This window comes from Microbacterium sp. SYP-A9085, assembly GCF_009649635.1.
Lineage (GTDB): Bacteria > Actinomycetota > Actinomycetes > Actinomycetales > Microbacteriaceae > Microbacterium.
On the sequence record NZ_WJII01000001.1, the window covers coordinates 621,835 to 644,669 of the forward strand.

Annotated in this window: 19 protein-coding genes; 3 read left to right on the plus strand and 16 right to left on the minus strand. The window is 70.9% G+C overall.

Annotated elements, in window-relative coordinates; translation table 11 throughout:
• Positions 1 to 265: 265 nt before the first annotated feature.
• The gene (locus tag GH740_RS02935) at positions 266 to 2,947 is read left to right on the plus strand and encodes a penicillin acylase family protein (protein ID WP_253941162.1); all 2,682 of its coding nucleotides are present in this window, start codon (positions 266 to 268) and stop codon (positions 2,945 to 2,947) included.
• Here the strand turns inward: GH740_RS02935 and GH740_RS02940 are convergent.
• A complete protein-coding gene (locus GH740_RS02940) occupies positions 2,860 to 3,354 on the minus strand; it encodes a hypothetical protein (RefSeq protein WP_153744556.1) in 495 nt (164 codons plus the stop codon). The two genes, GH740_RS02935 and GH740_RS02940, sit on opposite strands and share 88 nt — an antisense overlap.
• Positions 3,355 to 3,654: 300 nt before the next feature.
• On the opposite strand from GH740_RS02940, the gene GH740_RS02945 reads away from it, so the two are divergent.
• Positions 3,655 to 4,485, plus strand: a complete 831-nt coding sequence (locus tag GH740_RS02945; protein ID WP_153744557.1) for a lytic transglycosylase domain-containing protein — start codon at positions 3,655 to 3,657, stop codon at positions 4,483 to 4,485.
• A 123-nt stretch (positions 4,486 to 4,608) separates the two neighbouring features.
• On the opposite strand, the gene mnhG is transcribed toward GH740_RS02945, so the two are convergent.
• The 7 genes from mnhG to GH740_RS02980 form a co-directional block, all read right to left on the minus strand.
• Entirely contained in the window at positions 4,609 to 4,953 is a 345-nt protein-coding gene (gene mnhG, locus GH740_RS02950) for a monovalent cation/H(+) antiporter subunit G (RefSeq protein ID WP_153744558.1), read from the minus strand.
• On the minus strand, positions 4,950 to 5,213 hold the full coding sequence (locus tag GH740_RS02955; protein WP_153744559.1) for a monovalent cation/H+ antiporter complex subunit F: 264 nt from the start codon (positions 5,211 to 5,213) through the stop codon (positions 4,950 to 4,952). The genes mnhG and GH740_RS02955 overlap by 4 nt, the downstream gene beginning before the upstream one ends.
• Entirely contained in the window at positions 5,210 to 5,758 is a 549-nt protein-coding gene (locus GH740_RS02960; protein ID WP_153744560.1) for a Na+/H+ antiporter subunit E, read from the minus strand. The genes GH740_RS02955 and GH740_RS02960 overlap by 4 nt, the downstream gene beginning before the upstream one ends.
• Positions 5,755 to 7,323: a Na+/H+ antiporter subunit D gene (locus GH740_RS02965; protein WP_153744561.1), complete on the minus strand. Its 1,569-nt coding sequence runs from the start codon at positions 7,321 to 7,323 to the stop codon at positions 5,755 to 5,757. The genes GH740_RS02960 and GH740_RS02965 overlap by 4 nt, the downstream gene beginning before the upstream one ends.
• Positions 7,320 to 7,844, minus strand: a complete 525-nt coding sequence (locus GH740_RS02970; protein ID WP_153744562.1) for a Na(+)/H(+) antiporter subunit C — start codon at positions 7,842 to 7,844, stop codon at positions 7,320 to 7,322. Before GH740_RS02970 ends, GH740_RS02965 begins: the two co-directional genes overlap by 4 nt.
• Positions 7,841 to 10,780 (minus strand): Na+/H+ antiporter subunit A, encoded by a 2,940-nt coding sequence (locus GH740_RS02975; protein ID WP_367640446.1) that lies wholly within the window; start codon positions 10,778 to 10,780, stop codon positions 7,841 to 7,843. Before GH740_RS02975 ends, GH740_RS02970 begins: the two co-directional genes overlap by 4 nt.
• 83 nt (positions 10,781 to 10,863) lie before the next feature.
• Positions 10,864 to 11,898 (minus strand): LacI family DNA-binding transcriptional regulator, encoded by a 1,035-nt coding sequence (locus tag GH740_RS02980; RefSeq protein WP_153744564.1) that lies wholly within the window; start codon positions 11,896 to 11,898, stop codon positions 10,864 to 10,866.
• Between the two features lie 57 nt (positions 11,899 to 11,955).
• On the opposite strand from GH740_RS02980, the gene GH740_RS02985 reads away from it, so the two are divergent.
• Entirely contained in the window at positions 11,956 to 13,206 is a 1,251-nt protein-coding gene (locus GH740_RS02985; protein ID WP_367640448.1) for an MFS transporter, read from the plus strand.
• Positions 13,207 to 13,219: 13 nt separating this feature from the next.
• Here GH740_RS02985 and GH740_RS02990 read toward each other — a convergent pair whose 3' ends face one another.
• Genes GH740_RS02990 through GH740_RS03025 form a run of 8 tightly spaced genes read right to left on the minus strand, consistent with a single transcriptional unit; the run spans position 13,220 to position 22,823 of the window.
• Entirely contained in the window at positions 13,220 to 14,605 is a 1,386-nt protein-coding gene (locus GH740_RS02990) for an MFS transporter (RefSeq protein ID WP_367640450.1), read from the minus strand.
• 51 nt (positions 14,606 to 14,656) lie between these two features.
• On the minus strand, positions 14,657 to 16,081 hold the full coding sequence (locus GH740_RS02995) for an MFS transporter (protein ID WP_153744565.1): 1,425 nt from the start codon (positions 16,079 to 16,081) through the stop codon (positions 14,657 to 14,659).
• Position 16,082: 1 nt separating this feature from the next.
• Positions 16,083 to 17,807, minus strand: coding sequence for a thiamine pyrophosphate-requiring protein (locus tag GH740_RS03000; RefSeq protein WP_153744566.1), 1,725 nt, complete (start codon positions 17,805 to 17,807; stop codon positions 16,083 to 16,085).
• On the minus strand, positions 17,804 to 19,297 hold the full coding sequence (locus GH740_RS03005; RefSeq protein ID WP_153744567.1) for an aldehyde dehydrogenase family protein: 1,494 nt from the start codon (positions 19,295 to 19,297) through the stop codon (positions 17,804 to 17,806). Before GH740_RS03005 ends, GH740_RS03000 begins: the two co-directional genes overlap by 4 nt.
• A gap of 32 nt (positions 19,298 to 19,329) precedes the next feature.
• Positions 19,330 to 20,124 (minus strand): ABC transporter ATP-binding protein, encoded by a 795-nt coding sequence (locus tag GH740_RS03010; RefSeq protein ID WP_153744568.1) that lies wholly within the window; start codon positions 20,122 to 20,124, stop codon positions 19,330 to 19,332.
• Between the two features lie 9 nt (positions 20,125 to 20,133).
• Positions 20,134 to 20,958 (minus strand): ABC transporter permease, encoded by an 825-nt coding sequence (locus GH740_RS03015; protein WP_153744569.1) that lies wholly within the window; start codon positions 20,956 to 20,958, stop codon positions 20,134 to 20,136.
• On the minus strand, positions 20,955 to 21,764 hold the full coding sequence (locus tag GH740_RS03020; RefSeq protein WP_153744570.1) for an ABC transporter permease: 810 nt from the start codon (positions 21,762 to 21,764) through the stop codon (positions 20,955 to 20,957). Before GH740_RS03020 ends, GH740_RS03015 begins: the two co-directional genes overlap by 4 nt.
• A gap of 30 nt (positions 21,765 to 21,794) precedes the next feature.
• Positions 21,795 to 22,823 (minus strand): ABC transporter substrate-binding protein, encoded by a 1,029-nt coding sequence (locus GH740_RS03025; RefSeq protein ID WP_153744571.1) that lies wholly within the window; start codon positions 22,821 to 22,823, stop codon positions 21,795 to 21,797.
• Between the last annotated feature and the right edge of the window lie 12 nt (positions 22,824 to 22,835).

Sequence of the window (22,835 nt, forward strand, 5' to 3'; positions counted from 1 at the left end):
GCCCCCGCGGATCCCACGTAACCCTGCCGCCAACGTAGCAGTTCCCACCCCCAAATGAGAAGGGTCTCATTTCAGGGACGTGCATCCATCCACAGACCCCCGGGGACCGGTTCGGGTTCGCACAGGCCAGAGGATACGATGCGGGGACGCCGCGCGCCCTGCCGGCACGTCCACGAAAGACCGAGCAATGCCGCGACGCCCGCACCGGCACACGCCGTCAGCATCACGGATCCCGGCGCGTGCATCGCGCGGCCGCCGGATCGCGATGACGGCGTACGGCGTCGTCGCGGGGCTCGTCACTATCGCGCTGATCGCCGCCGGGCTCGTCGTGTTCACGATCCAGCGCTCGTTTCCGCAGCTGGACGGGACCGTGACAACGCCGGGCCTGCACGCGGCCGTCACTGTCCTGCGGGATGACCGCGGCATCCCGACGATCACAGCGGACGACACGCACGACCTTTTCTTCGCGCAGGGCTACGTGCATGCGCAGGACCGGTTCTGGGAGATGGACTTCCGCCGGCATGTGACGAGCGGGCGGCTGTCGGAGCTATTCGGCGCCTCGCAGCTGGGCACCGACAGGTTCCTGCGGACGCTCGGCTGGCGGGCGGTGGCCGAGAAGGAGGTCGACCTGCTCTCCGCCTCCGCGAAGGCGTACTACCAGGCGTACGCGGACGGCGTGAACGCGTATCTGAAGGGCCACGACGGCGCCGCCGCGTCGCTGGAGTACGCGATCCTCGGGCTGCAGAATCCGGACTATCGCATTCAGAAGTGGACGATCGCCGACTCGCTGGCGTGGCTGAAGGCGATGGCCTGGGACCTCCGGGCGAACCTCGGTGCGGAGATCGACCGGGCCCTGCTGGCATCCCACTACACCGGCGCGCAGATCGACGAGCTGTTCCCCGCCTACCCGTTCGAGCGCAACCCCGTGATAGTGCCGACGCTGACGACCGACCCTCCACCGGCGCAGGAGTCCGCCGTGCGGCCCGCGGCGATCCAGTGGTCGAGCGTCGACGGCGTGATCGAGGCGGCGAGCGCCCTGCTCGGCGATGTCGGCGAGGGGATCGGCTCGAACTCGTGGGTCGTGTCCGGGGATCTGACCGCGTCCGGCAAGCCGCTGCTGGCGAACGACCCGCACCTGGGCGCGGCGATGCCGAGCATCTGGCACCAGGTGGGCCTGACCTGCCGCACCGTGTCCGAGGAGTGCCCGTTCGACGTCGCGGGCTTCGGCTTCTCGGGGGTCCCCGGCGTGATCATCGGGCACAACCGGAAGATCGCGTGGGGATTCACGAACCTCGCGACCGATGTCACGGACCTGTACCTCGAGAAGGTCCAGGGCGACCGGTACTGGCGCGACGGGAAGCTCGTGCCGCTGCAGATACGGCACGAGACGATCACGGTTGCCGGTGGGAGGGATATCGACCTCGAGATCCGTGCGACGGACAACGGCCCGCTCGTGTCCGGCTCGGGCGACTACGCGGCGATCGCCGCGGATCCCCGCACGACCGCCGGGGGGACGGTCGGGCCGCCGGCCGGGGCGCCCCAGGGCGAGACCGCGGTGGCGCTGAAGTGGACGGCGCTGACCCCGGGAACCACCGCCGAGGCCATCTTCACTCTTGACGCCGCCTCGGACTTCGCCGGGTTCCGCGCCGCGGCGGCGCAATTCGACGTGCCCGCGCAGAACCTCGTCTACGCCGATGTGGACGGCAACATCGGGTATCAGGCACCGGGGAAGCTTCCGATCCGCGGCAAGGGCGACGGGCGGATGCCGCAGCCTGGCTGGGACTCCGCCTACGGCTGGAAGGGCTTCATCCCGTTCGACCGGCTGCCGGTGTCATACAACCCCGCGTCGGGGTACATCGTCACCGCGAACAACGCGATCGTGGGCGCGGACTACCCGTACCCGCTCACCGAGGACTGGGACTACGGCTGGCGTGCGGCGCGCATCGTCGACCTGATCGAGCGGACCTCGGCATCCCGCAAGCTCACAGTGGAGGACATGCACCGCATCCAGGGCGACACCGGGTTCTGGATGGGCAAGAAGCTCATCGCGGCGTACAACGGTGTCGCCGTCGACGATGCCCGCGTGCGCGGCGCGCTGCAGCTGTTCGACCGGTGGGACGGCCGCAACGACGCGGACTCGGCCGCCGCCGCCTACGCGAACGTGGTCTGGGACGAGCTCGTCCAGGACCTGTTCACGCGCCGCGACGCGCCGGTGCCGGTGACCGGCCAGGATCGCCTGTTCCTCGTCGTGGACACCCTGCTGCGCACCCCGGAATCGCCGTGGTGGACGAACGAGCTGATCGGCGTGAGCGGCATGCACGAGATGCTCACCACGGCCGCCACCGACGCGTACCACCGGCTCGCCGCGCTGCAGGGCGCGCGGCCGGAGAGCTGGTCGTGGGGGCGACTGCACACGCTGACCCTGACAAGCGGCACGTTCGGCTCCTCGGGCATCGCGCCGATCGAGTGGCTCTTCAACCGCGGGCCCGGGCCGGTTGGCGGTGGGTCGAGCGTCGTGGATGCCACGGGATGGCTGATCGGCAAGGGCTTCGACGTCGAGACCGTGCCGTCGATGCGCATGGTCGTCGACCTGTCGGACCTGGACGCGTCGACATGGAACAACCTGACCGGCCAGAGCGGACACGCGTTCCACCCGAACTACGACGACCAGGTCGCGGCGTGGCAGCATGTGCGGCCGCTGCCGTGGCCGTTCTCCGCGATGGCCGTGCAGGCCGAGGCGACGCACCGGCTCGTGCTGACCCCTTCCCGTCCCTCAGCGGCTTCGGCGGGAATCGCCGTCCCTCGTGGTCGCATCCCGGCGCCGGCGCGACACGACGGGACGGCGACTCGGGGATGGGCTCAGCCTCCCGCGGCCGGGCTCCCCGCCGTGCCGGGCGGCCATGCATCCGGGATGCCGCCGGACGGCGTCGCAGGGATCACCGCCTGAAGCGGGGTCATCCCCCGCCACGCGCCCTCTCCGCGGAAAAGGAACAGCACCGAGGACCTGTTTCCGACGGCATCCTGGAACGGGTCCCCGTCCGGGTACGGGTCTTGGCCGCCGCAGCCGACCGGGGTCGACAGCACGCGGATGCTGGCCTCCCCCGATCCCTTCACCCAGCGCTCGACGTCGACCGTCCACGCGTGCGCGTCGGTGCCGAGCACCTTCCCGCTGCCGGTGCGGGTCGTGACGTGACCGACCACGACGGCCGTGGCATCCGCCGTCGCGTCAGCGGGAGTGTCGTAGGCCACCCAGCTGGCGCATCCGACGGACTGCGTGAACGGAAAGCCCGAGCACGCCGCCAGCATCGCCGCCACAATCGCGCCGACCGCGAGCATCCCGGCTCCCCGCCTCATGGTCCGAGTGTGCGGAATCCGCCGCACGAAACCCCGCCTCGTTACCGGACCGTTATCACCAAACGGCCAGGAACCTCGGATGTCCCGTCCAGAAACCCCTCATACGGTGTACCGGTCCGCCCGAAGGCGCCCGAGCCGGATCCGCGGATGTCTCGGTTCGATCCGCGTGGTCGAGCGGCTTCAGCATGCACGAATACCCCGTTTCGCGGGGTTGCAGCCGTGCCGGGACGACCAGCCCGTCCGGTCGCACACGCTGAATGCGGCCGCAGGCAGACGGGACAGCACGACCATCGGAGCCCCGTGCGCCTTCGCACCCTCACCCTCTCCCAGAAGTCCCTCGTCGCGGCGATCAGCGCCGCCCTCGCGCTCGGCGTCTTCGCCGTCCCGGCCGCGGCCGCGGGGCACGAGCGATCCGGCTCCGAGCCTGCCGCCAGCGTGCACATGCTGCGCCCCATCGACCAGGATGCCGCGTACTTCGCGAGCGTCGCCCAGGGCACGGCACGGCTCGCCCACGGCAAGGTGAGCACGGCGAGCATCGACCTCCAGCTCGCCCTCGCCGCCCAGTCCAACGAGCTCTCGGTCGAGACCGCACGGACGGTGACCGTCCGACTGCGCGAGGCGACGACATCCGTTGCGGCGCAGGTCGTGCATTACGACAAGGAGCAGGCGCGCAAGGCCGCGGTGAAGAAGGCCGCCGCCGAACGGGCCCGCAAGGCCGCCCTCGAGCGCGCCCGCAAGGCCGCAGCCGCCGCCAAGGCGAAGCAGCACGCGCAGGCCCGCGCCGCATCGCCGGCATCCACGGGCTCATCCGCACCGGCCGCAACCGGCGACAACTCGCCGGCGGCGGCCCGCACGTACGCGAGGAGCCTGATGGCCAGCAAGTACGGCTGGGGCGCCGACCAGTTCTCGTGCCTGAACTCGCTGTGGAACCGCGAATCGGGATGGCGCGTGCACGCCGCGAACCCGAGCGGCGCGTACGGCATCCCGCAGGCGCTGCCCGGCTCGAAGATGGGCGCCGGCTGGCAGAACAGCGCGCGCGTGCAGGTCGCGTGGGGCCTCGGCTACATCAAGAGCCGCTACGGCACCCCCTGCGGCGCCTGGAGCCACTCCCAGTCCACCGGCTGGTACTGACCGGCGACTTCCCGCACGCCCTGACGCCGAGAGTGCATCTGACGGACGAGGGTGCGGCATTTTCCCGCTCCTTCGTCCGTCAGATGCACTTTCGCGGGTAGCGGCGGGGGATGCTGCGGGGGCTCAGGGGTCGCGAGAGTCGGCGTCGCGGAGCTCGTCGACCACGAGCGATGCCCGGTCGACGCGTCCGTTGCGGTAGGCCTGCCGGCCCACCATGTGCGCGGCCAGCGGCGCGGTGGCGAGCTGGATGACGACCACCGGCACGAGGAACGCCGTCACCGGCCACGAGCGCAGCGCCAGCGCTATCGCCAAGCAGATCAGCATGAGCCCGAGCACCTGCGGCTTGGTGGCGGCGTGCAGCCGCGTCGGCACGTCCGTGAACCGGGCGACCCCGATCGCCGCCGTCAGGCACAGCAACGCGCCCACGAGCAGCAGAATCAGGGCGACGGCATCCAGCACGGCACTCATCCCTGCTCCTTCCGCGCGACGAACCGGGCGATCGTGACCGAGGAGAACACGCCCACGGCGGCGATGATCAGCAGCACCGGCAGGCTCTGCGTGTGGTGGCGGATCACCATGTCGGCACCGACGACGCACAGCACCTCGGTCAGCAGCACGTCCGCGGCGACGGCGCGGTCGAGGATCGAGGGCCCGCGGACGATGCGCCACAGCGTCACCAGCGCAGCCACCGCGAACACCGCGTAGATCACCCATACCAGCCAGCTCATCGCGCACCCCCGTCCGCCCGCTCCACCTGCTGCACCTGCGCGCGGGAACCGACGGCGCGCACGATGCGCTGCTCCCAGTGCAGCACGCTCCGCCGGTGCCTCTCGACATCTTCCATGGACCGAACCCCGATGAAATGCAGGTAGATGATGCGGCGGTCGCGATCGGTGTGCACGACGAGGGACCCGGGGATGAGGGAGGCCGTGACGCCGACGTGCGTCATGATCAGGTCGTCGTCGGTCCGCAGCGCGACGGCGATGATCGCCGCCCCCGGCTGGCGGCGCCAGTCGATGGCCTGCCACGCGACCGTGAGCGAGCTGACAGTCACGGCGGCGAGGAACTCGACGACGTAGACCAGCCCCCACCACAGGTTGATCCGCCCCGACAGCTCGGCGGGCGGCAGCCGGAAGACCCGCGTGACGACGAGGGCGACCACGACGCCGGTCACGAACGCCAGCACCGTGAACTGGCCCCACAGCAGCATCCACAGCGCTATCAGCCACACGAAGAACGGCAGCTGGCGCCACAGCGTCTTCAGCGCGGTCATTGCCCCGCCTCCTCGTGCAGCTGTTGCAGGTGCACGGGCTGCGAGATGCCGGTGCCGATGCGTGCGCACAGGTCGTAGAGAGGGCCCGCGAACACCGTGAGCGCTATCGTCGCGGCCACCATGCCGGCGGTCGCGGCGGTCATGATGCGCGGGATGACGCGGCGTTCGCTCTGCTCACCGGCCGCCGGCGCCCCCTTGAGGTACGCGACCCGGTCCAGGGTCTCCAGCTCGGCCTCGTCGGGCTCGTCGTCCTCTCGCCAGAACGACAGGTTCCACGCCCGCATCAGCGCGTACAGGGTCAGCAGGGAGGTGAGGATGCCGCCGGCGATCAATACGATCATCAGCGGTGTGCCCACCCGGGCCGCCGCCTCGAACAGCGCGTACTTGCCGATGAAGCCCGAGAACGGGGGCAGCCCGCCGAGGTTGATGGCCGGGATGAAGAACAGGACCGCGATCAGCGGGGCCGCCCGCATCAGCCCCTTCACCTTGAGGATCGACGTCGAGCCCGCGCGCCGCTCGATCAGGCCCACCGCGAGGAACAGGGTCGTCTGCACGACGATGTGGTGGACGATGTAGTAGGCCACCGCGCCGAGGCCGGCCGGGGTCGCTATTGCGATCCCGAAGACCATGTAGCCGATGTGGCTGACCAGCGTGAACGACAGGATCCGCTTCAGCTCGGCCTGTGCGAGCGCGCCGAGGATGCCGATCACCATCGTCGCCAGTCCCACGATCAGCAGCAGGGTGTTCACGTCGCTGGTGGGGAACAGCTGCGTCTCGGTGCGGATCATCGCGTACACGCCGACCTTCGTGAGCAGGCCCGCGAACACCGCGGTGACCGGGGCGGGCGCCGTGGGGTACGAGTCCGGCAGCCAGAACGACAGCGGGAACACGGCGGCCTTGATCGCGAACGCGATCAGCAGCATGAGGTGCAGGACCAGCTGCGTGGACGGCGGCAGCTGTCCGATGCGCTCGGCGATCTGGGCCATGTTGACGGTGCCGAGCGCGGCATAGATCATCGCTATCGCCGCAAGGAACAGGATCGACGATACGAGCGAGACGACGATGTAGACGACGCCGGTGCGGATGCGCGACTCAGTGCCGCCCAGGGTGATCAGCACGTACGACGCCACGAGCAGGATCTCGAATCCGACGTACAGGTTGAACAGATCGCCGGCGATGAACGCGTTGAAGATCCCCGCCGACAGCACGAGATACGTGGGGTGGAAGATCGACACCGGCGTGTCGTCGTCCCCGTCCGCGGCGCCCTGTCCGACCGAGAACAGCAGCACCGCCAGCAGCACGACCGCCGACACCCCGACCAGCAGCGCCGAGAGACGGTCCACGTACAGGACGATGCCGGACGGGATCGGCCAGCCGCCCACCGATACCGCCAGCGGCATGTCCGCGCCGTCCACCGCGACGAGCAGGATCGCGGCGATCACGAGCACCGCCGACAGGGTGACGACGGATGCCGCGACCTGCACCCGGCGGCGACGGCCGGCCACGAGCGTCACCGCCGCGCCCAGCAGCGGCAGCGTCACCACGAGCGGGATCAGCGCGTTCATCGGCCGTCCCCTCGATCCACCGGCGCGTCGTCGTCGATCGCGGGGTGGTCGCGATGGCGGAGCACCGTGATCGGCGACGTCGTGGTGTCGAGGAAGTCGGTGGTGATCGCATCGTCGGCGTCCTCGAGCTCGACCTCGTCGTCCAGGGCGTCCTCCTCGGCATCGTGGTCGACGCCGCGCAGCGCGACATCCTCTTCGTCGTCCGTGACGGTGTCGGCCTGCCCCAGCTGCCAGGAGCGGTAGATGAGGGCGAGCAGGAACGCGGAGACCGCGAACGTGATGACGATGGCGGTGAGCGTCAACGCCTGCGGCAGCGGGTCGCTCATGTCGCTCTTGTCGACCTCGCCGAAGAACGGCGCCAGGCCCGGTGCGCCCATCGCGATCAGCAGCAGCAGGTTCGTGGCATTGCCCAGCAGCAGGAAGCCGATCAGCACGCGGGTGAGGCTGCGCTCGAGCATCGCGTAGACGCCGCAGGCGAACAGCACCGCCATCACGGCGATGAGCACCCCGCTGACCGTCATGCGCGTGCCCCCTGCGCCCGCTCCTCGTGCAGCTGCCGGTCCACTTCGGCGCCGAGGCTGCGCAGCACGTCCAGGACGAGACCGATCACCACGAGGTACACACCCACGTCGAAGATCGTCGACGTCACGAACTCGAGGTGCCCGAGCACCGGGATGTCGGCGGTCAGCACCGCGCTGGTCAGCGGCGCCGCACCGAGGAACACCGGGATCACCGCGCACGCGACGGCCAGCGCCATTCCGGCGCCCAGTAGCCGCCCGGCATCCGCGGGGGCGGCGGCGCCGAGCTCGTAGCGTCCGCCCGCGATGTACCGCATGACCAGCGCCATGCCCGCCACCAGTCCCCCGGCGAACCCGCCGCCGGGAAGGTTGTGCCCGGCGAACAGCAGGTACAGCGAGGCGACGATGATCGTGTGGAACAGGACGCGCACTATCACCTCGAGCATGATCGAGCGCTCCCCCGCCCGCACCCGCCGGCCGCCGACGAGCCAGGCACGGCGCCCGCGCGAATGCTCGGTCTGCCGGCGCAGTCCGTCGTCGGTCTCGATGAGCAGGCGGCGGCTGCGCCCGACGTCCGCGGGCAGCGCCGACAGCGACGAGAGCAGGTCGGCGCGGTGCGTCACGAAGACGAGGGATGCCACGCCCGTCGCGGCGAGGATCAGGACGGACAGCTCGCCCATCGTGTCCCAGCCGCGCAGATCGACAAGCGCGACGTTCACCACGTTCCTGCCGTGCCCGAGCTCGTATGCGAGCTCGGGGAAGTTCGCCGAGACCGCGACCGCCTCGCGTGCCCCCGTCGCGACGACGGCGATCGCGGCCATCGTCACGCCGACGGCGGCGCCCAGCACGGCCCGGCCGACGCGCCACACAGAGCGGTTGTGCGCGCCCATCCGCGACGTGAGCCGCCGCAGCACGAGCGCGAACGCCACCATCGTCACGGTCTCCACGAGCACCTGCGTGAGAGCGAGGTCGGGGGCGCCGCTGGTCGCGAACAGCACGACCATGCCGAGCCCGGTCGCCGAGACCAGCACTATCCCCGTGTACCGCTTGCGCGCGCGGACGGCGACCAGCGCGGCGCCGATCATGAGCGGCGCCGCGAACAGCTGCGCCGGCGACTGCCAGGCGTCCAGCTGAGCGCGCCACGCCGGGCTCGCGACGAGTACGGTGCCCTCGGCGACGACGAAGACGACGAAGATGGTGCCGACGTAGATCGGCAGCGAGCCGCGCTGCGTCACGCGGGTGACCATGACCGACAGCCGGGCGATGCCCCGCAGCGCCCGGTTGTACGCCTCCGCGGCTGTGAACGGCAGCACCCGGGCGCGGGCGTCCCAGCGGACGGCGAGCCCGCCGGCGAACACGAGCGCCCCCACGGCGAGGGTGCCCAGCGAGATCCACAGCGGGATGCCGACGCCGTGCCAGAGCGCGAGGTGCGCGTGCGCCGCCGGCGCGATGCCGCCGGTGGCGTCCGGGAGGGTGTCGGCGTAGCGCGCGGCGAACGGGTCGATCCCGTTGATCACCACTCCCGCGACCACGGTGAGGCCCGCCAGCACGACCGGTCCGGCCAGGAAGCCGGCGGGCGGGCGCGGCCATGCCGTATCCGGAATATACCGATCCTGGCCGCCCGGGTCGGCGCGCTTGCGCCAGAAGGCGCCCCACACGAAGCGGGCGCCGTAGGCGGCCGTGAGCACGGAGCCCAGCACGACGCCGATCAGCGCGACGATCCCCCATCCGGCACCGCCCGCGGCCTCGTGCAGGAGCGCGTCGAGCACCCCTTCTTTCGCGGCGAACCCGATCGTGGGGATGACGCCGACCATCGAGCACACTGCCAGGATCGCGAACGTCGCGAGGACCGGCGTCTGCCGGCCGACGCCGCTGAGTTCGCGGATGTCGCGGGTGGACAGCTGGCGGTCGATGACGCCGACGACGAGGAACAGGCTCGACTTGAACAGGGCGTGGCTGATCAACAGAGCGAGGCTCGCGAGTGCGACATTGCGCACGCCATAGCCGAGCACGGCCGTCAGGAATCCGAGTTGGCTGACGGTGCCGAACGCGAGGATGCGCTTGAGGTCGGTCTCGCGCAGCGCCTGGATGCCGCCGAGCAGCATCGTGAAGATCCCGAGCGCGATCAGGATCGGCCGCCAGGGGCCCGAAGTCGCGAACGCCGGGGCGAGCCGCGCGATCAGGTAGATGCCCGCCTTCACCATGGCGGCCGCGTGCAGGTAGGCGCTCACCGGGGTGGGCGCGGCCATCGCGCCGGGCAGCCAGAAGTGGAAGGGGAAGATCGCGGACTTGCTCAGCGCCCCCATCAGGATCAGCACTATCGCGGCATCCACGATCGGGCCGGTGGGGCGGTCCGCGATGATGCCGGACAGACTCGTGGTGCCGTCGGCGACCACGAGCAGCACGACGCCGACGAGCATGACGAGGCCGCCGACGGTCGTGACAAGCAGCGCCTGCAGGGCCGAACGGCGGCTCGCCCCGCGGCGGTGGTAGAACCCGATCAGCAGGTAGCTGAGGACGCTGGTGATCTCCCACAGCATCACGAGCACCACCATGTCGTCGATCAGGACGAGGCCGTACATGGCTCCCGCGAAGCCGAGCAGCACGGCGGCGAATTGCGGGATGCCGTCGAGGGACGCGCCGGCGAAGTACCACCGGCAGTACAGGAGCACCACCGCGCCGACACCGGTGACGATCAGCGCCATGAGCCAGCCCAGCGCGTCCATCCGCATCGTGAGCCGGATGCCCAGGCTCGGCATCCATTCGTATGCCTCAGTTGGAATGCTCCCGGCGAGCACCGCCGGCGCCTGGAGCGCCGCGTGCACGAGCGCAATCGCCGGCAGCGCCGCCGCCGCGTAGAACGCGCGTGGCCCCGCAATGCGCACCAGCCACGGCAGGAGCAGCGGCGACAGCGCGAACGCGGCGAGGAGGATCAGCACGGGCTCGGCCTCCTCGCGGTTGGGGGTCAGCGTCCCATTCTAGTTTCCGCGGGCCCCTCCTCCCGGACGGAATTCGTCGGGCGTCAGGCCGGCGCGGAGGTGTTGCCCGGGCGGAACGTGCACGTGAACCGGAAGGAGGCTGCCGCGCGGTCCTCGAGCATGGCGGCCACCGCCTGCCCGGCGGCCCGGCCCTTGTCGGCGGCGGGCTGGACCATCGTGGTCAGCTCGTACGGGGCGAGGCCATCGACGCTGATGCCGTCGAACCCGGTGACCGTGACATCCTGCGGCACCCGCAGCCCGGCCTCCTCCGCCGCGCGGATCACGCCGGCAGCGAGAAGGTCGCTCTGCGCGACGACGGCGGTCGGCCGAGCGGCCGGGTCGCCGAGCAGCACCCGTCCCGCAATGAGCCCCTCGTCGATCGAGCTGCCCCCGGCCGCGAACGCCGGGGCCTGGGGATAGACGTCGCGGAAGCCGTTCAGGCGGTCCTGCGTGACATCCACCGTGATCGCGTCGTCGGAGTGGAGCCACCCGCGTTCACCGGTCGCGTCGCGCGGCAGCGTCACGGCGGCGACGCGCTCGTGTCCGAGCGAGCGCACATGCCGGGCTATCTGGCCCTGCGCCTCACGGTTGTCGAGCCCTATCTGCGGCACGCCCTCCCCCGCGTCGCCCTCGATCACCACGACCGGGATGCCGCGCCCGTGCAGGATCGCCAGGCTGTCGCGCATCCGCGGATTGCAGCCGACGAGCACCGCGGCATCCAGCGGCGCCGACACGAGCGTGGGCTCGCGGTCTTCGTCGTCGCGCAGGAGCAGCAAGGCGGCGCCGAGCGATGCCACACCGTCCGCGATGCCGTCCATCATCAGCCGGGTGACCGGGTCCAGGAACACCGTGCCCAGCGGCCCCTGGAACACGACCCCGACGATGCCACTGCGCCCGCGGCGCAGTGACGCGGCCCGCGGGTCCGGCCCGGTGTAGCCGAGCTCCGCCGCCGCGGCGAGCACGCGGGCCCGGGCGGCATCGGACACCGGCGTCTTGCCGCTGAACACGACGGACGCCGTCGACGACGCCACGCCGGCGGCGCGGGCGACGTCGGCGAGCGTGGCTCTGCGAGAGGTCATCGCCTCGATGCTACCGGTCAGGCGCTCGATTTCGAATCGATTCGATACACTGAGCGGGTGGACCTCGCCCTCACTCACGCGCAGCTCGTGCGCTGGCGCACCGCGATCTTCGCGATCTTCACCGCCAGTGGCCTCAGCATCGCGACGTGGTCCTCGCGCGTGCCCGCGATCCGCGACGCGCTGCAGATAAGCCGCACGGATGTCGGCTTGATGCTCCTGGTCGGCGGCGTGGCATCCATCCTCGGACTGTCGATGAGCTCGATCTTCCTCGCCCGCTGGGGGGCGCGACGCGCGATGCTGACGATGATGGCCACGTTCGCGACCGGCGTCGCCGTGATCGGCGTCGGCACCGACATCCTGCACTCGTGGCCGGTCGTGACCGCGGGGCTCGTGCTGTGGGGGTTCGGGAATGGGTGCCTGGACGTCATGATGAACGTCGAGGGCGCCGCGATCGAGAAGCATGTGGGCAAGACGCTCCTGCCGCTGTTCCACGCGTTCTTCAGCTTCGGCACGGTGATCGGCGCGGGCCTGGGCGCGGGCGCGATAGCCCTTGGCATGGCCCCGGGCACGCACCTGCCGATCGTCGCCCTCATCATCGTCGTCGTGGCGGTGGTCGCCATCGCGAACGTGCCCCGGCGCGAGGCCGCGATGGACGCCCCGGATGCCGCCGCACAGCGGGTCGGCTGGCGCGAACGCCTGCACGTGGCGCTGTCGGCATGGCGCGAGCCGCGCACGTACGCGCTCGGCCTCATCATGCTCGGCATGGCGTTCGCCGAAGGGGGCGCGAACGACTGGCTCGCCCTCGGCGTCGTGGACGGCCACGCCGCGAACGAGGCAATGGGTGCGGCGGCCCTCGCGACGTTCTCGGTGTGCATGACCGTCGTGCGCGTCCTCGGCGGCCCGCTCGTGGACCGCATCGGCCGGGTCGCGACCCTGCGGGTGCTCGCGGTGCTCGCCGCGGCCGGATTGCTGCTGTTCATCCTCGCCCCGAACCTGCCGCTCGTGTTCGTGGGCGCCGCCCTGTGGGGGATGGGCGCGTCGCTGGGCTTCCCGCTCGGGATGTCGGCGGCCGCCGACGACCCCGCGAAGGCCGCAGCGCGGGTCAGCGCCGCCGCGACGATCGGCTACGTCGCGTTCCTCGCGGGACCGCCCGCGCTCGGCTTCGTCAGCGACCACATCGGGCTGCTGAACACGCTGTACGTCATCGTCGCGCTGATAGTGCTGTCGGGCTTCGCCTCCGGAGCCGCCCGGCCGATCGCCGGGGCCCGGGTCGGCGCCGGCCAGACCGCCGAGCCTTCCGCGGACTGAGCTGCGGACGCCGTCAGGCCTGTCGGCGCAGGGCGGATGCCGCCAGGAGCGCGACGACGAGGTGCACGACGGCCGCTCCGCCCGCGACGAGCGTGACCACGACCCAGGCTGCGGCATCGACGCCGCCGGACAGCGTCCGCCCCAGCACCACTGTCGCCGCGATGGCACCCAGGTAGCGCATGGACTGCAGCAGCCCGGACGCCACGCCCACCCCGTCCGGCGGGGCCACCCGCCGCGCCGCCTCCGTCATCACGAGCGACCCCATGCAGTACGGCACGCCCATCACGGCCGTCAGCAGCAGGATCGGCACCGGCGCGGTGCTCACCGCACCCACGCCGAGCGCGGCGGCCGACACCAGCAGCAGGACGGCGGTCGCCACCAGTACCGGCGCCAGCCCGCGCCGCTCGATTGTGCGCGCCACCCACGGGGCGAGGATGATCATCATCGCCGACAGCGGGAGGATGAGCAGGCCGACGACGGCCGTCGAGTACCCGCCGTGCTCTTCCAGCAGCTGCGGCAGTCCGAACAGCGCGAGGTAGTACAGCACGCAGAATGCGGTGAATGCGGCGTACGTCCACACCAGGGCGGGGTTCGCCGCGATCAGCCGCACATCGATGAACGGGACTCGGGCCCGGAGCTCGCGGACCACGAACCCCGCGAGCGCGACCACGCCGATGCCGATGAGCACCCACGTCCCCTCGCCTCCGGCGCCGAGGACCACCAGCAGCAGCGCCACCGTCCCGATGCCGAACGCGAGCACCCCGGCGGGGTCCAGCACCCGCAGCACGGCCGCGGGTGTGACGGTCGTGCGCACGACGTCCTTCGGGGCGAGCACGGCGACGCTGATGAGGGCCGCAAGCGTGAGGGGAACGTTCACGAAGAAGATCGCCGGCCACCCGCCCAGCGCTATCAGCAGGCCGCCCACGACGGGGCCGAGGGAGGCCGCCGTGGTGTTCGTGATCTGGATGCGCGCGAGCAGTCGCGGCGGGGTCGTCCGGCCCATCTCGGCGAGCGGCGCCAACAGCGCGATGGCGGCGGGAAACGCCACCGAGCTGCCGATCGCCATCGCCCCGCGCGCCACGAGGACGAGGCCGTATCCGCCCAGCGGCGCGACCGCCCCGGCCACGCCCACCACCACCATCCCGGCGAGGAACGTGCGGCGGGCTCCGAACGCGTCGATCACGCGACCCATCAGCGGGTTTCCGACGATCGACGCTATGTAGAAGACAGTGATCACCCAGGTGACCTCGACGACGCCGATCTGGAAGTCCTGCTGGAGGGCGACCAGCGCGACGGCCACCATGGAGGAGTTCAGCGGATTCAGTGCCGTGCCGAGACTGAGCGCGGCGATCGTCCATCCCACGCGCCGCTCCGCCGCATCCGCGGTTCCCGAACCCACGTCTCGATCCTGGCAGAGACCCCTGCCGAGGAACGACGCGGCCGGCCGGCGTCAGGCGGCGGCGCGCGAAAGCGCTTCGACGGCAGGTGTGCGGTCCCGAGACATCCCGCACGCACCCAGCAGGTGGATGACGGCGAACACGGCGACGACGGCGAACACCGCAATCGTGGCCTGCAGGACTGCGGCCGGATCCTGCCGGCCCGCGCCGCCGCTTTCGAGGATCGACTTCGCGACCGCTCCCAGGACGGCCACGCCGACCGCCTGGCCCAGTGTGCGGAAGAAGGTGACGAGGCCGGTGACCACGCCGCGCTGCTCCCATGGCACGCTCTCCTGCACGGCGACCAGGCCTGGGATCGTGGTGAATCCGAACCCCACCCCGACCAGCGCCGCGCACACGGCGACGGTCCACACCGAAGGGAACGGGGCGAGCGCCGCCAGCCCGACGGCGCCGGCGAGCGCTATCGCCGCGCCGAGGACCGTCGTCCTCCGCACGCCCCACCGAAGATACAGGGTCGCCGCGAGCGCGGACGAGGCCGGTGTGCCGATCGCCATGGTCGCCACCGCGACACCGGCCCACACCGGGGAGACGCCGGCCGCGACCTGCAGGTACGTCGGCGCGAATGCGGTCAGGCCCACCATGATGCCGCCCATCATGACGCCGAGGATCGCCAGCATCACGACCAGTCGCTGCCGAAACAGCCCCAGGGGGATCACCGGCTCCGCGGCGCGCGTCTCGCGCACGAGGAACAGGCACATCAGCACTACCCCGCCGCCGAACACCCCGACGCTCGTCGGCGACATCCACTCCCAGGCATCCCCGCCCTCGAGCAGGCCGAGGATCAGGAGCGTGAGCCCACCGGTCACCAGCACCGCGCCGGGCACGTCGATGCGGTGTGCGCGCCGGCTGATCTTCTCGCGGAGATTGCGGTGGATGAGCCAGGCCGCCACGAGGCCCAGCGGGAGGTTGATGAGGAAGACGAGCCGCCACAGGTCGAACATGGCGAAGATTCCCCCGACGGCGGGACCGATCACGGATGCCGTCGCCAGCGTGACCGCGAGGTATCCCTGCACCCGCGCGCGCTCGGTGCGCTCGTACAGGTCGCCGATCACGGTCAGCGCCAGCGGCTGGATCGATCCGCCGCCGAGCGCCTGCACGACGCGGAACACTATGAGCGACGGCATGCTCCACGCGAGGCCGCAGAGCACGGATCCCAGGATGAACACGGCCAGTCCGAACAGCAGCAGCCGCTTGCGGCCGATGGTGTCGGCGAGCTTGGAGAACACCGGCACCGTGACCGTCATCGTCAGCAGGTACGCCGAGAACAGCCACGGGAACGACGCGAACCCGCCGATGTCCGCCACTATCGACGGCACCGCGGTCGAGATGACCCACGCCGACATCCCGATCAGGAACGTCGCGACCAGCAGCGCGAGCAGTGCAGGTCCGCGCTGCTCGCGCAATCCGACCGCCGCCACCCTAGATCGGATCCTCCACCTGGCGGCTGATCGGCTCCAGACGCACGCACACGACGGCGGGCCGGCCGGCGCGGACGTGGGCGAGGCCCTCGCGCAGGGCTCCCTCGAGCTCGCCGGCCACGGTCACCGTGACGCCCCACGCGTTGCCGGCGGCGGCGGCGATCCCGGGCAGATCGGCGCTCTGCTGCAGGTTCACCCAGTAGCGGTCGGTGCGATCCGCCGTCATGTCCGGGTGTTGGCGCCGCAGGTTGCGCTTGGTGGCGTTCCAGCCGCCGTTGTCGAGGATCACCGTGAGCACCGGGAGGTGGTAGCGATCGGCGACCCAGAACGCCGAGGACGGGATGCCGAAGAAGTACGTGCCGTCGCCGACGACGCTCACGACGGTGCGGTCGCCTACCGCGAGCTTGACGCCGAGGGCGCCGCCGCCGGACCAGCCCAGCGACGTGCCGCGGTTCCCGTACAGCGTGCCGGGCAGGCTTCGCGGCAGATGCCGCCACACGGCGGGCGCCTCGGAGATGGCCTCGTTCAGGACGACGGTGTCGTCGTCGATGAGCCCGGCCAGCACGTGCGCGACGCTGCCGGGCGTCAGCTCGCGGCGCGCGAGCTCGGCTTCCGCGTCGGCGGCCCAGCCGCGACGCAGCCGCTGCGAGCGCTCGCGGAGCCGGTCGGCGCGCTCTGCGCGGCGCGGATCCGGCGCGGCGTCCCCGAGCAGGTCGAGCGCCTGCGCGAGCACGACGCCCGCGTCGGCGCGGATGACGTGGTCGGCGGGGAGGTACCACAGCGGGATCCGCTCCTGCAGCGGGTCGTCGTTGATCACGTAGATCGTCGCGTCCTCGCGCGGGCGGCCGGCCGTCGGCATCCACGGGGCGTCGGTGTCGAGCGCGACGATGACGTCGGCCTCCTCGAGCAACGGCAGCGGGTCATCGCCCTGGTGCAGCCGGTGGTCGTGCGGGAAGTTCAGCACCTCGGGGGTCACTTCGACCACCGGGATCACGAGCCGTTCGGCGAGGGTGACCAGCCGCTGCACGGCGCCGTGCCGGCGTCCGAGGTAGCCGGTGATGATCACGGGATGCTGCGCCTCGCGCAGGTCGCGCACCAGGGCGTCGACGACGTCGGCCGGCGCGGGCAGCGGGGCGATCGGGGCCCAGCCGGTGGTGCGGGCTTGCGGATCCGGGGCCTGTTCGGCGAGGACCTCGCGCGCGCCGGTCACGTACACCGGGCCGGCGGGGGCGCTGGCGGCCAGCTGCACCGCGCGCCGGACGACCTGCGGCACGTTGCGGGCGGTGCGGATGTCGTAGTTCCACTTCACGTACTGGCGGACCAGCGCGTGCTGGTCGGGGGCGTCCTGCAGGTGGTTCACGTGCGTGTTGCGGGTGCCCGGCAGCTCGCCCTCGAGCGTGTAGGGGGTGAGGCCCGCGAAGATGAACACGGGGACGCGCGAGCGGGCCGCGTTGTGCACGGCGCCGCCGAGGTTCGCGGTGCCCACGTCGGTGTGCACGAAGACGGCCTGCGGCCTGCCGGTCACCGCGGCATAGCCGTGGGCGGCGCTGAGAGCCGTGTACTCGTGCGGGCACAGCACGACGGCGGGATCGGCGATGCCACGCTCGCGGTCGTCGGCGAGCGCCTCGATGATCGCGGGGTGATCGCTGCCGAAGTTAGCGAAGAGGTGCGTGACGCCCGCCTCGCGCAGCGACCGGATGAGCAGGCTCCCGCCGGAGAGCGTCATCCCTGCGCCCGCGCCTGCGGCAGCGCCTGGACGTCCACGCTGTGGAACTGCAGGTACTCCTCGATGCCGTACGGCGAGCCCTCCCAGCCGATGCCGGACTGTTTCCAGCCGCCGAACGGGATCTCACGCGTTCCCACCGGGCTGAACAGGTGGCTGTTGACGATCGTCATGCCGGACTCGATCCGGTCAGCGACCCGGGCGGCGCGCTCGAGCGACCGCGACCACACCGAGGAGCACAGGCCGTACTCGGTGTCGTTGGCCATCGCTATCGCCTCCTCCTCGGTGTCGTAGGCCACCACCGGGAGGATCGGACCGAACTGCTCCTCGCGGACGAGTTCGTCGTCGTGTGCGGCGTCCAGCACGACGGTGGGGCGCAGGAAGTGTCCCTCGTCCCACGCGCCGGCGTCGAGGACCGTGCCGAGCTCGCGCACGTCGCGGCCGGCGGCGACGGCCCTCTCGCGCAGGCCGCGCACCTTCTCGAGTTGGCCGGCGTTGTTCAGCGGGCCCATTGTCGCGCGCGGGTCCAGCGCGTCGCCGACCGTGATCCGGTCCACGCGCTCCGCGAGGAGGCGGCCGAACTCCGCAAGTTGGGCGCGGGGGACGTAGACGCGCTTGACGGCGAAGCACACCTGCCCGGCCCGACGGAACGCGGAGTCGGCGATCCGGTCGGCGGTCACGGCGAGGTCGGCGTCGTCGAGGACGATGGCGGGGTCGTTGCCACCCAGCTCGAAATGCACGCCGGTGAGGCGATCCGCCGCCTGCCGCATGACGTGCCGGGCGGTCTGACCACCGCCGGTGAACGAGATCTTGCGCACGGCGGGATGGCCGATCAGTGCGGCGCCGACCTCGCCCTCGCCGTTGACGACGTTCACGACGCCCGCGGGGAGGATGGATGCCGCGATCCGGCCGATCAGCGTGACGCCCAGCGGGGCGAACGGGGACGGCTTGAGCACGACCGTGTTCCCGGCCGCCAGGGCGGGGGCTATCTTGTTCGCGGTGAGGATGAGCGGGGCGTTCCACGGGACGATGCAGGCGACGACGCCGTACGGGCGGCGGGAGACGACGACCGAGGCGCCGTCGGGTCCAGAGTCGTGGCGCACGGGCGCGAGCTTGTCTGCGAGGTGGTCGCCGACGCCGCGGAACGCGCCCGCCGCCCCGATGATCTCGCGCCGGATGATCTCGCGGACGCTGCCGTTCTCCTGGGCGACCAGCGTCGCGAGCTCGTCGGCGACGGCGTCGATCTCGTCGGCGATGCGCGCGAACAGGGCGATCCGGTCCTCCGCGCTCGTGGCGGCCCACGCGGGCGCCGCCGCAGCGGCGGCGCGGACGGCGGCATCGACATCCGCGGAGGTCCCCGCCGCGACGGTTCCGACGAGGTGGGCGACGCGGCTCGGGTTGCGCACCTCGATGACGGCGGCGGGCGCCTGCTCGCGGCCGTCGATGAACTGTCCCAGGCGCACCGGCGCCGTGGTGTCGATCGCGTGTGTCACGTTCTCTCCTCCGATTCCTGAGTCGTCGGCTGCTACGCCTCGTGCGGCATCACGAGCGAGAGCAGGTGTCCGCGCAGCGCGAGGAACTCCTCGCTGGCGCGGGTCTCCACCTGGGACCGGTGGTCGCCGAGGCTCACCGGGACGATCTCCTTGACGACGCTCGGGCTCTTGGAGAGCACGACGATGCGGTCGCTGAGGTAAATGGCTTCGTCAATGTCGTGCGTGACCAGCACGACGGTGATGCCGCGCTCGCGGCGCACGCGCAGGATGAGATCCTCCAGATCGAACCGGGTCTGGGCGTCGACGGACGCGAACGGCTCGTCCATCAGGAGCAGCTCGGGGCGGTAGGACAGCGAGCGCGCGATGGCGACCCGCTGCTGCATCCCGCCGGACAGCTCCCAGGGGTACATCTTCCCGACGTGGGAGAGCGCGACGCTGTCCAGTGCGTCCTGGATGCGTCGGGCGCGCTCGGCCTTCGGGATGCCGCGCGCGGCCAGCGGCAGCGCGATGTTCCTCGCGTTCGTGAACCACGGGTACAGCGAGCGGCTGTAGTCCTGGAACACCAGGCCGAGCTCGTCGGGCACGCTCGTCAGCGACCGGCCCTCGAATGACACCTGCCCGGAGCTGGCCGGCGCAAGGCCCGAGATGCAGCGCAGCAGCGTCGTCTTGCCGGCGCCGCTGGGCCCGACGATGCAGACGAACTCGCCCTTGGTCACCTCGAACGAGACGTCGTCGATGGCGAGGTTGGCCTGCTCGGTGCCCTCGTTGTAGATCTTCCGCAAGCCGTCGACGGCGAGCACGGTCTGGGTCGTCTGCGTGGTGGTCATTCGAGCCTCCTACGAGCCGCTCAGCGCGCGCGACCGGTAGTACCACCGGAGGATGACGCGCTCGGCGAACATGAACAGATAGTTGAGCGCCGTGCCCAGCACGGCCAGGACGAGGATGCCGGTCCACATCTTCTTGATCGCGAACGAGGCCTGCGCCTGCAGGATGAAGTAGCCGATCCCGGACTGCGCGGCCACCATCTCACTGACCACCATCAGGATGATGCCGACGGTCAGGCTCGCGCGCATGCCGGCGGCGATCTGGGGCGCCGCGCCCGGCAGGACCAGCGAGAAGTACCGCCGCCATCCGCCCAGGCGCAGTGCGCGTGCCGTGTCGAACTTCACGTCGTCGATGCCGCGCATCCCGTCCAGCGTGTTCAGCAGGGTCGGCCAGATCGATCCCAGCGCTATCAGCGCAATCTGCCGCATGTCGCCGATCCCGAAGATCGCGATCATCGCCGGCAGCAGCGCCGGGGCCGGCAGCACGTACAGGAAGTAGATGATGGGGTTCATCGCGGTGCGCAGCAGCCGCAGCCGCCACAGCAGCGATCCGCCGGTCAGGCCGATGAGCACCCCGGCGACGTATCCGATGAGCAGGTTCTGCACGCTGCTCACGGCGTTGGTCCACCCCCCGAACACGACCCACTGGGTCCAGGTCTCGCCGAGGATGTCCTGCAGCGGAGGGAAGAACGGGGATGTGCTGCCGGCCGAGAACACCCACCAGGCCACCACCAGCAGCACCGGCAGCCACAGCGGGGTGAGCACCCGGCCGATCCCCTGCAGCGGGACGGCGCGGGGCGAGCGCACGCGCACGACGCTGGTCGTCAGGCGGCTCATGCGCCGGTCGCCCGGTTCGACGCGCGGATGTTCCGCTGCGATTCGTGCCAGTGCATGAGTCTGCGCTCCATCAGGAAGAAGGCTCCGGTCAGGGCGATGCCGAGCACGCCCGACACGAGGATGTACGCGTACATGGTCGGGTACGCGTCGGTGCCGGAGTTCTCGGCGAGCAGGATGTTGCGTCCGATGCCCTCGGCGCCGCCGACGATCTCGGCGACGACGGCGAGGATCAGCGCCTGGGCGGACGCTATCCGCATCCCGGTGACCAGGTACGGGGACGCGCTGGGGATGCTCACCGAGAGGAACCGCCGGATGCCGCGGACGCCGAGGGCGCGGGAGGTGTCCAGCACGACCTGGTCCATCGACTGCACGCCGTAGATCACCTGGATCACGAACGGCCAGAACGCGGCGAAGCAGATGAGGAACACCTTCATCGGCAGCGTGGAGCCGGCCACCAGGATCACCAGCGGCAGGATGGCGATGGCGGGGATGGCCTTGAAGATCTCGATCACCGGGGCCGCGCTGCGCAGTGCGAACCGGTTGACAGCGAGGGCGGTGCCCACCGCGATCCCGAGGGCCACGGTGATGACCATCCCGATCGCCCAGCCCGCCAGCGTCGCGCCCACGGCGCTCCACACGCGGCCCGAGACGATCTCGTGGCCCAAGGCCGACATCGCGTCCACCATTGTCGGGAACTGGACGCGGCTGACGATCCCGGCCGAGGTCACCCCCTGCCAGAGAAGGAGCACGATGAGCACCGCTGCCGGCGGCAGGACCCATGCGGTCCACATCCTCTTCGCGCTCATCGTGCTCCTTCTCTTTTCACTGGAACGGGTTTACTTCTTCAGCGCGCCCGGGTAGACCAGGGTGCTCACATCGAGCGCCTCGGTCGCCGCGGCGGCCGCCTTGTCGTCCGAGAACTTCACGAGGAATTGCTGTGCGGTCTTGAACGAGTCGAGGTTCACGTACGGCACGCCGCCGATGTTCCAGCGGGCGGCCTTGGCCTGCTGCTCGCTCAGGCCCATGCCGGGGATGAGCGCCTTGCGGGCGGCATCCGGGTCGGCGTTGGCCGCGTCGATCGATTCGATCATCGCCTCGGAGAACGCCTTCACGGTGTTCGGGTTCTTGTCGATGAAAGACTGCGACGTGTTGAAGAACGTCGTCGCGGTGTTCCCGAACATGACCCCGTTGTTGTAGGCGAGCACCTTGCCGCCGGCGTTCAGCGCGTCGCCGGCGAACGGCCACTGCATCACGGCCGCGTCGACATCGCCGTTGGCCAGCGCTGCGGCCATCTGGCCGAACGGCAGCTGCACGAGCTTCATCGACTTCGGGTTGATGCCGGCCTTGTCCGCCAGCGCCCATGCCGTCAGCGTGTTCATCGACGACAGGCCGACCGTGGCCAGCCGCTTGCCCTCCATCTGCTTGTAGTCGGTGATCCCCGACTTCGCGGACGCTATCGACACGGTGCCCTCGTCGTCGGGCTTGATCTGCCCCTCGATCGTGGAGACCGTGCGGATCGGGATGCCGTTGGCGTTGGCCGTGAGCACGTGCACGACGGTGGCGAAGCCGAAGTCGTACTGACCGCTCGCGATGCCCGAGATGATCGCCGCGATGTCGGTCTGCGGCACGATCTCCAGCGTCAGCCCGTGCTTCTTGAAGATCCCGGAGTCCTTGCCGTAGAACATCGGCGCGAACTGCGACGAGGGGTTGATCGCGATCTTCAGGTTGGCCTTCTCGGGGCCGGTGTTCCCGGAATCCCCGGAGGGCGCGGTTCCCGGCGAGCCGGTGGAGCATGCGGCGAGCATGAGGGCGGCGGTGGCGGCGAGCGCGAGCGCGCCCAGTCGCCGTCTGCGGAGGAACTTCATTGTCTCTGCCTC

Coding starts and splice junctions, on each gene's coding strand:
- GH740_RS02965 (WP_153744561.1), bottom strand. CDS start 7,323: ATGAACGCGCTGATCCCGCTCGTGGTGACGCTGCCGCTGCTGGGCGCG.
- GH740_RS02940 (WP_153744556.1), bottom strand. CDS start 3,354: ATGAGGCGGGGAGCCGGGATGCTCGCGGTCGGCGCGATTGTGGCGGCG.
- GH740_RS02960 (WP_153744560.1), bottom strand. CDS start 5,758: ATGACCGCGCTGAAGACGCTGTGGCGCCAGCTGCCGTTCTTCGTGTGG.
- GH740_RS03025 (WP_153744571.1), bottom strand. CDS start 22,823: ATGAAGTTCCTCCGCAGACGGCGACTGGGCGCGCTCGCGCTCGCCGCC.
- GH740_RS02970 (WP_153744562.1), bottom strand. CDS start 7,844: ATGACGGTCAGCGGGGTGCTCATCGCCGTGATGGCGGTGCTGTTCGCC.
- GH740_RS03000 (WP_153744566.1), bottom strand. CDS start 17,807: ATGACGCTCTCCGGCGGGAGCCTGCTCATCCGGTCGCTGCGCGAGGCG.
- GH740_RS03020 (WP_153744570.1), bottom strand. CDS start 21,764: ATGAGCGCGAAGAGGATGTGGACCGCATGGGTCCTGCCGCCGGCAGCG.
- GH740_RS03015 (WP_153744569.1), bottom strand. CDS start 20,958: ATGAGCCGCCTGACGACCAGCGTCGTGCGCGTGCGCTCGCCCCGCGCC.
- GH740_RS02955 (WP_153744559.1), bottom strand. CDS start 5,213: ATGAGCTGGCTGGTATGGGTGATCTACGCGGTGTTCGCGGTGGCTGCG.
- GH740_RS02980 (WP_153744564.1), bottom strand. CDS start 11,898: ATGACCTCTCGCAGAGCCACGCTCGCCGACGTCGCCCGCGCCGCCGGC.
- GH740_RS03010 (WP_153744568.1), bottom strand. CDS start 20,124: ATGACCACCACGCAGACGACCCAGACCGTGCTCGCCGTCGACGGCTTG.
- mnhG (WP_153744558.1), bottom strand. CDS start 4,953: ATGAGTGCCGTGCTGGATGCCGTCGCCCTGATTCTGCTGCTCGTGGGC.
- GH740_RS02935 (WP_253941162.1), top strand. CDS start 266: ATGACGGCGTACGGCGTCGTCGCGGGGCTCGTCACTATCGCGCTGATC.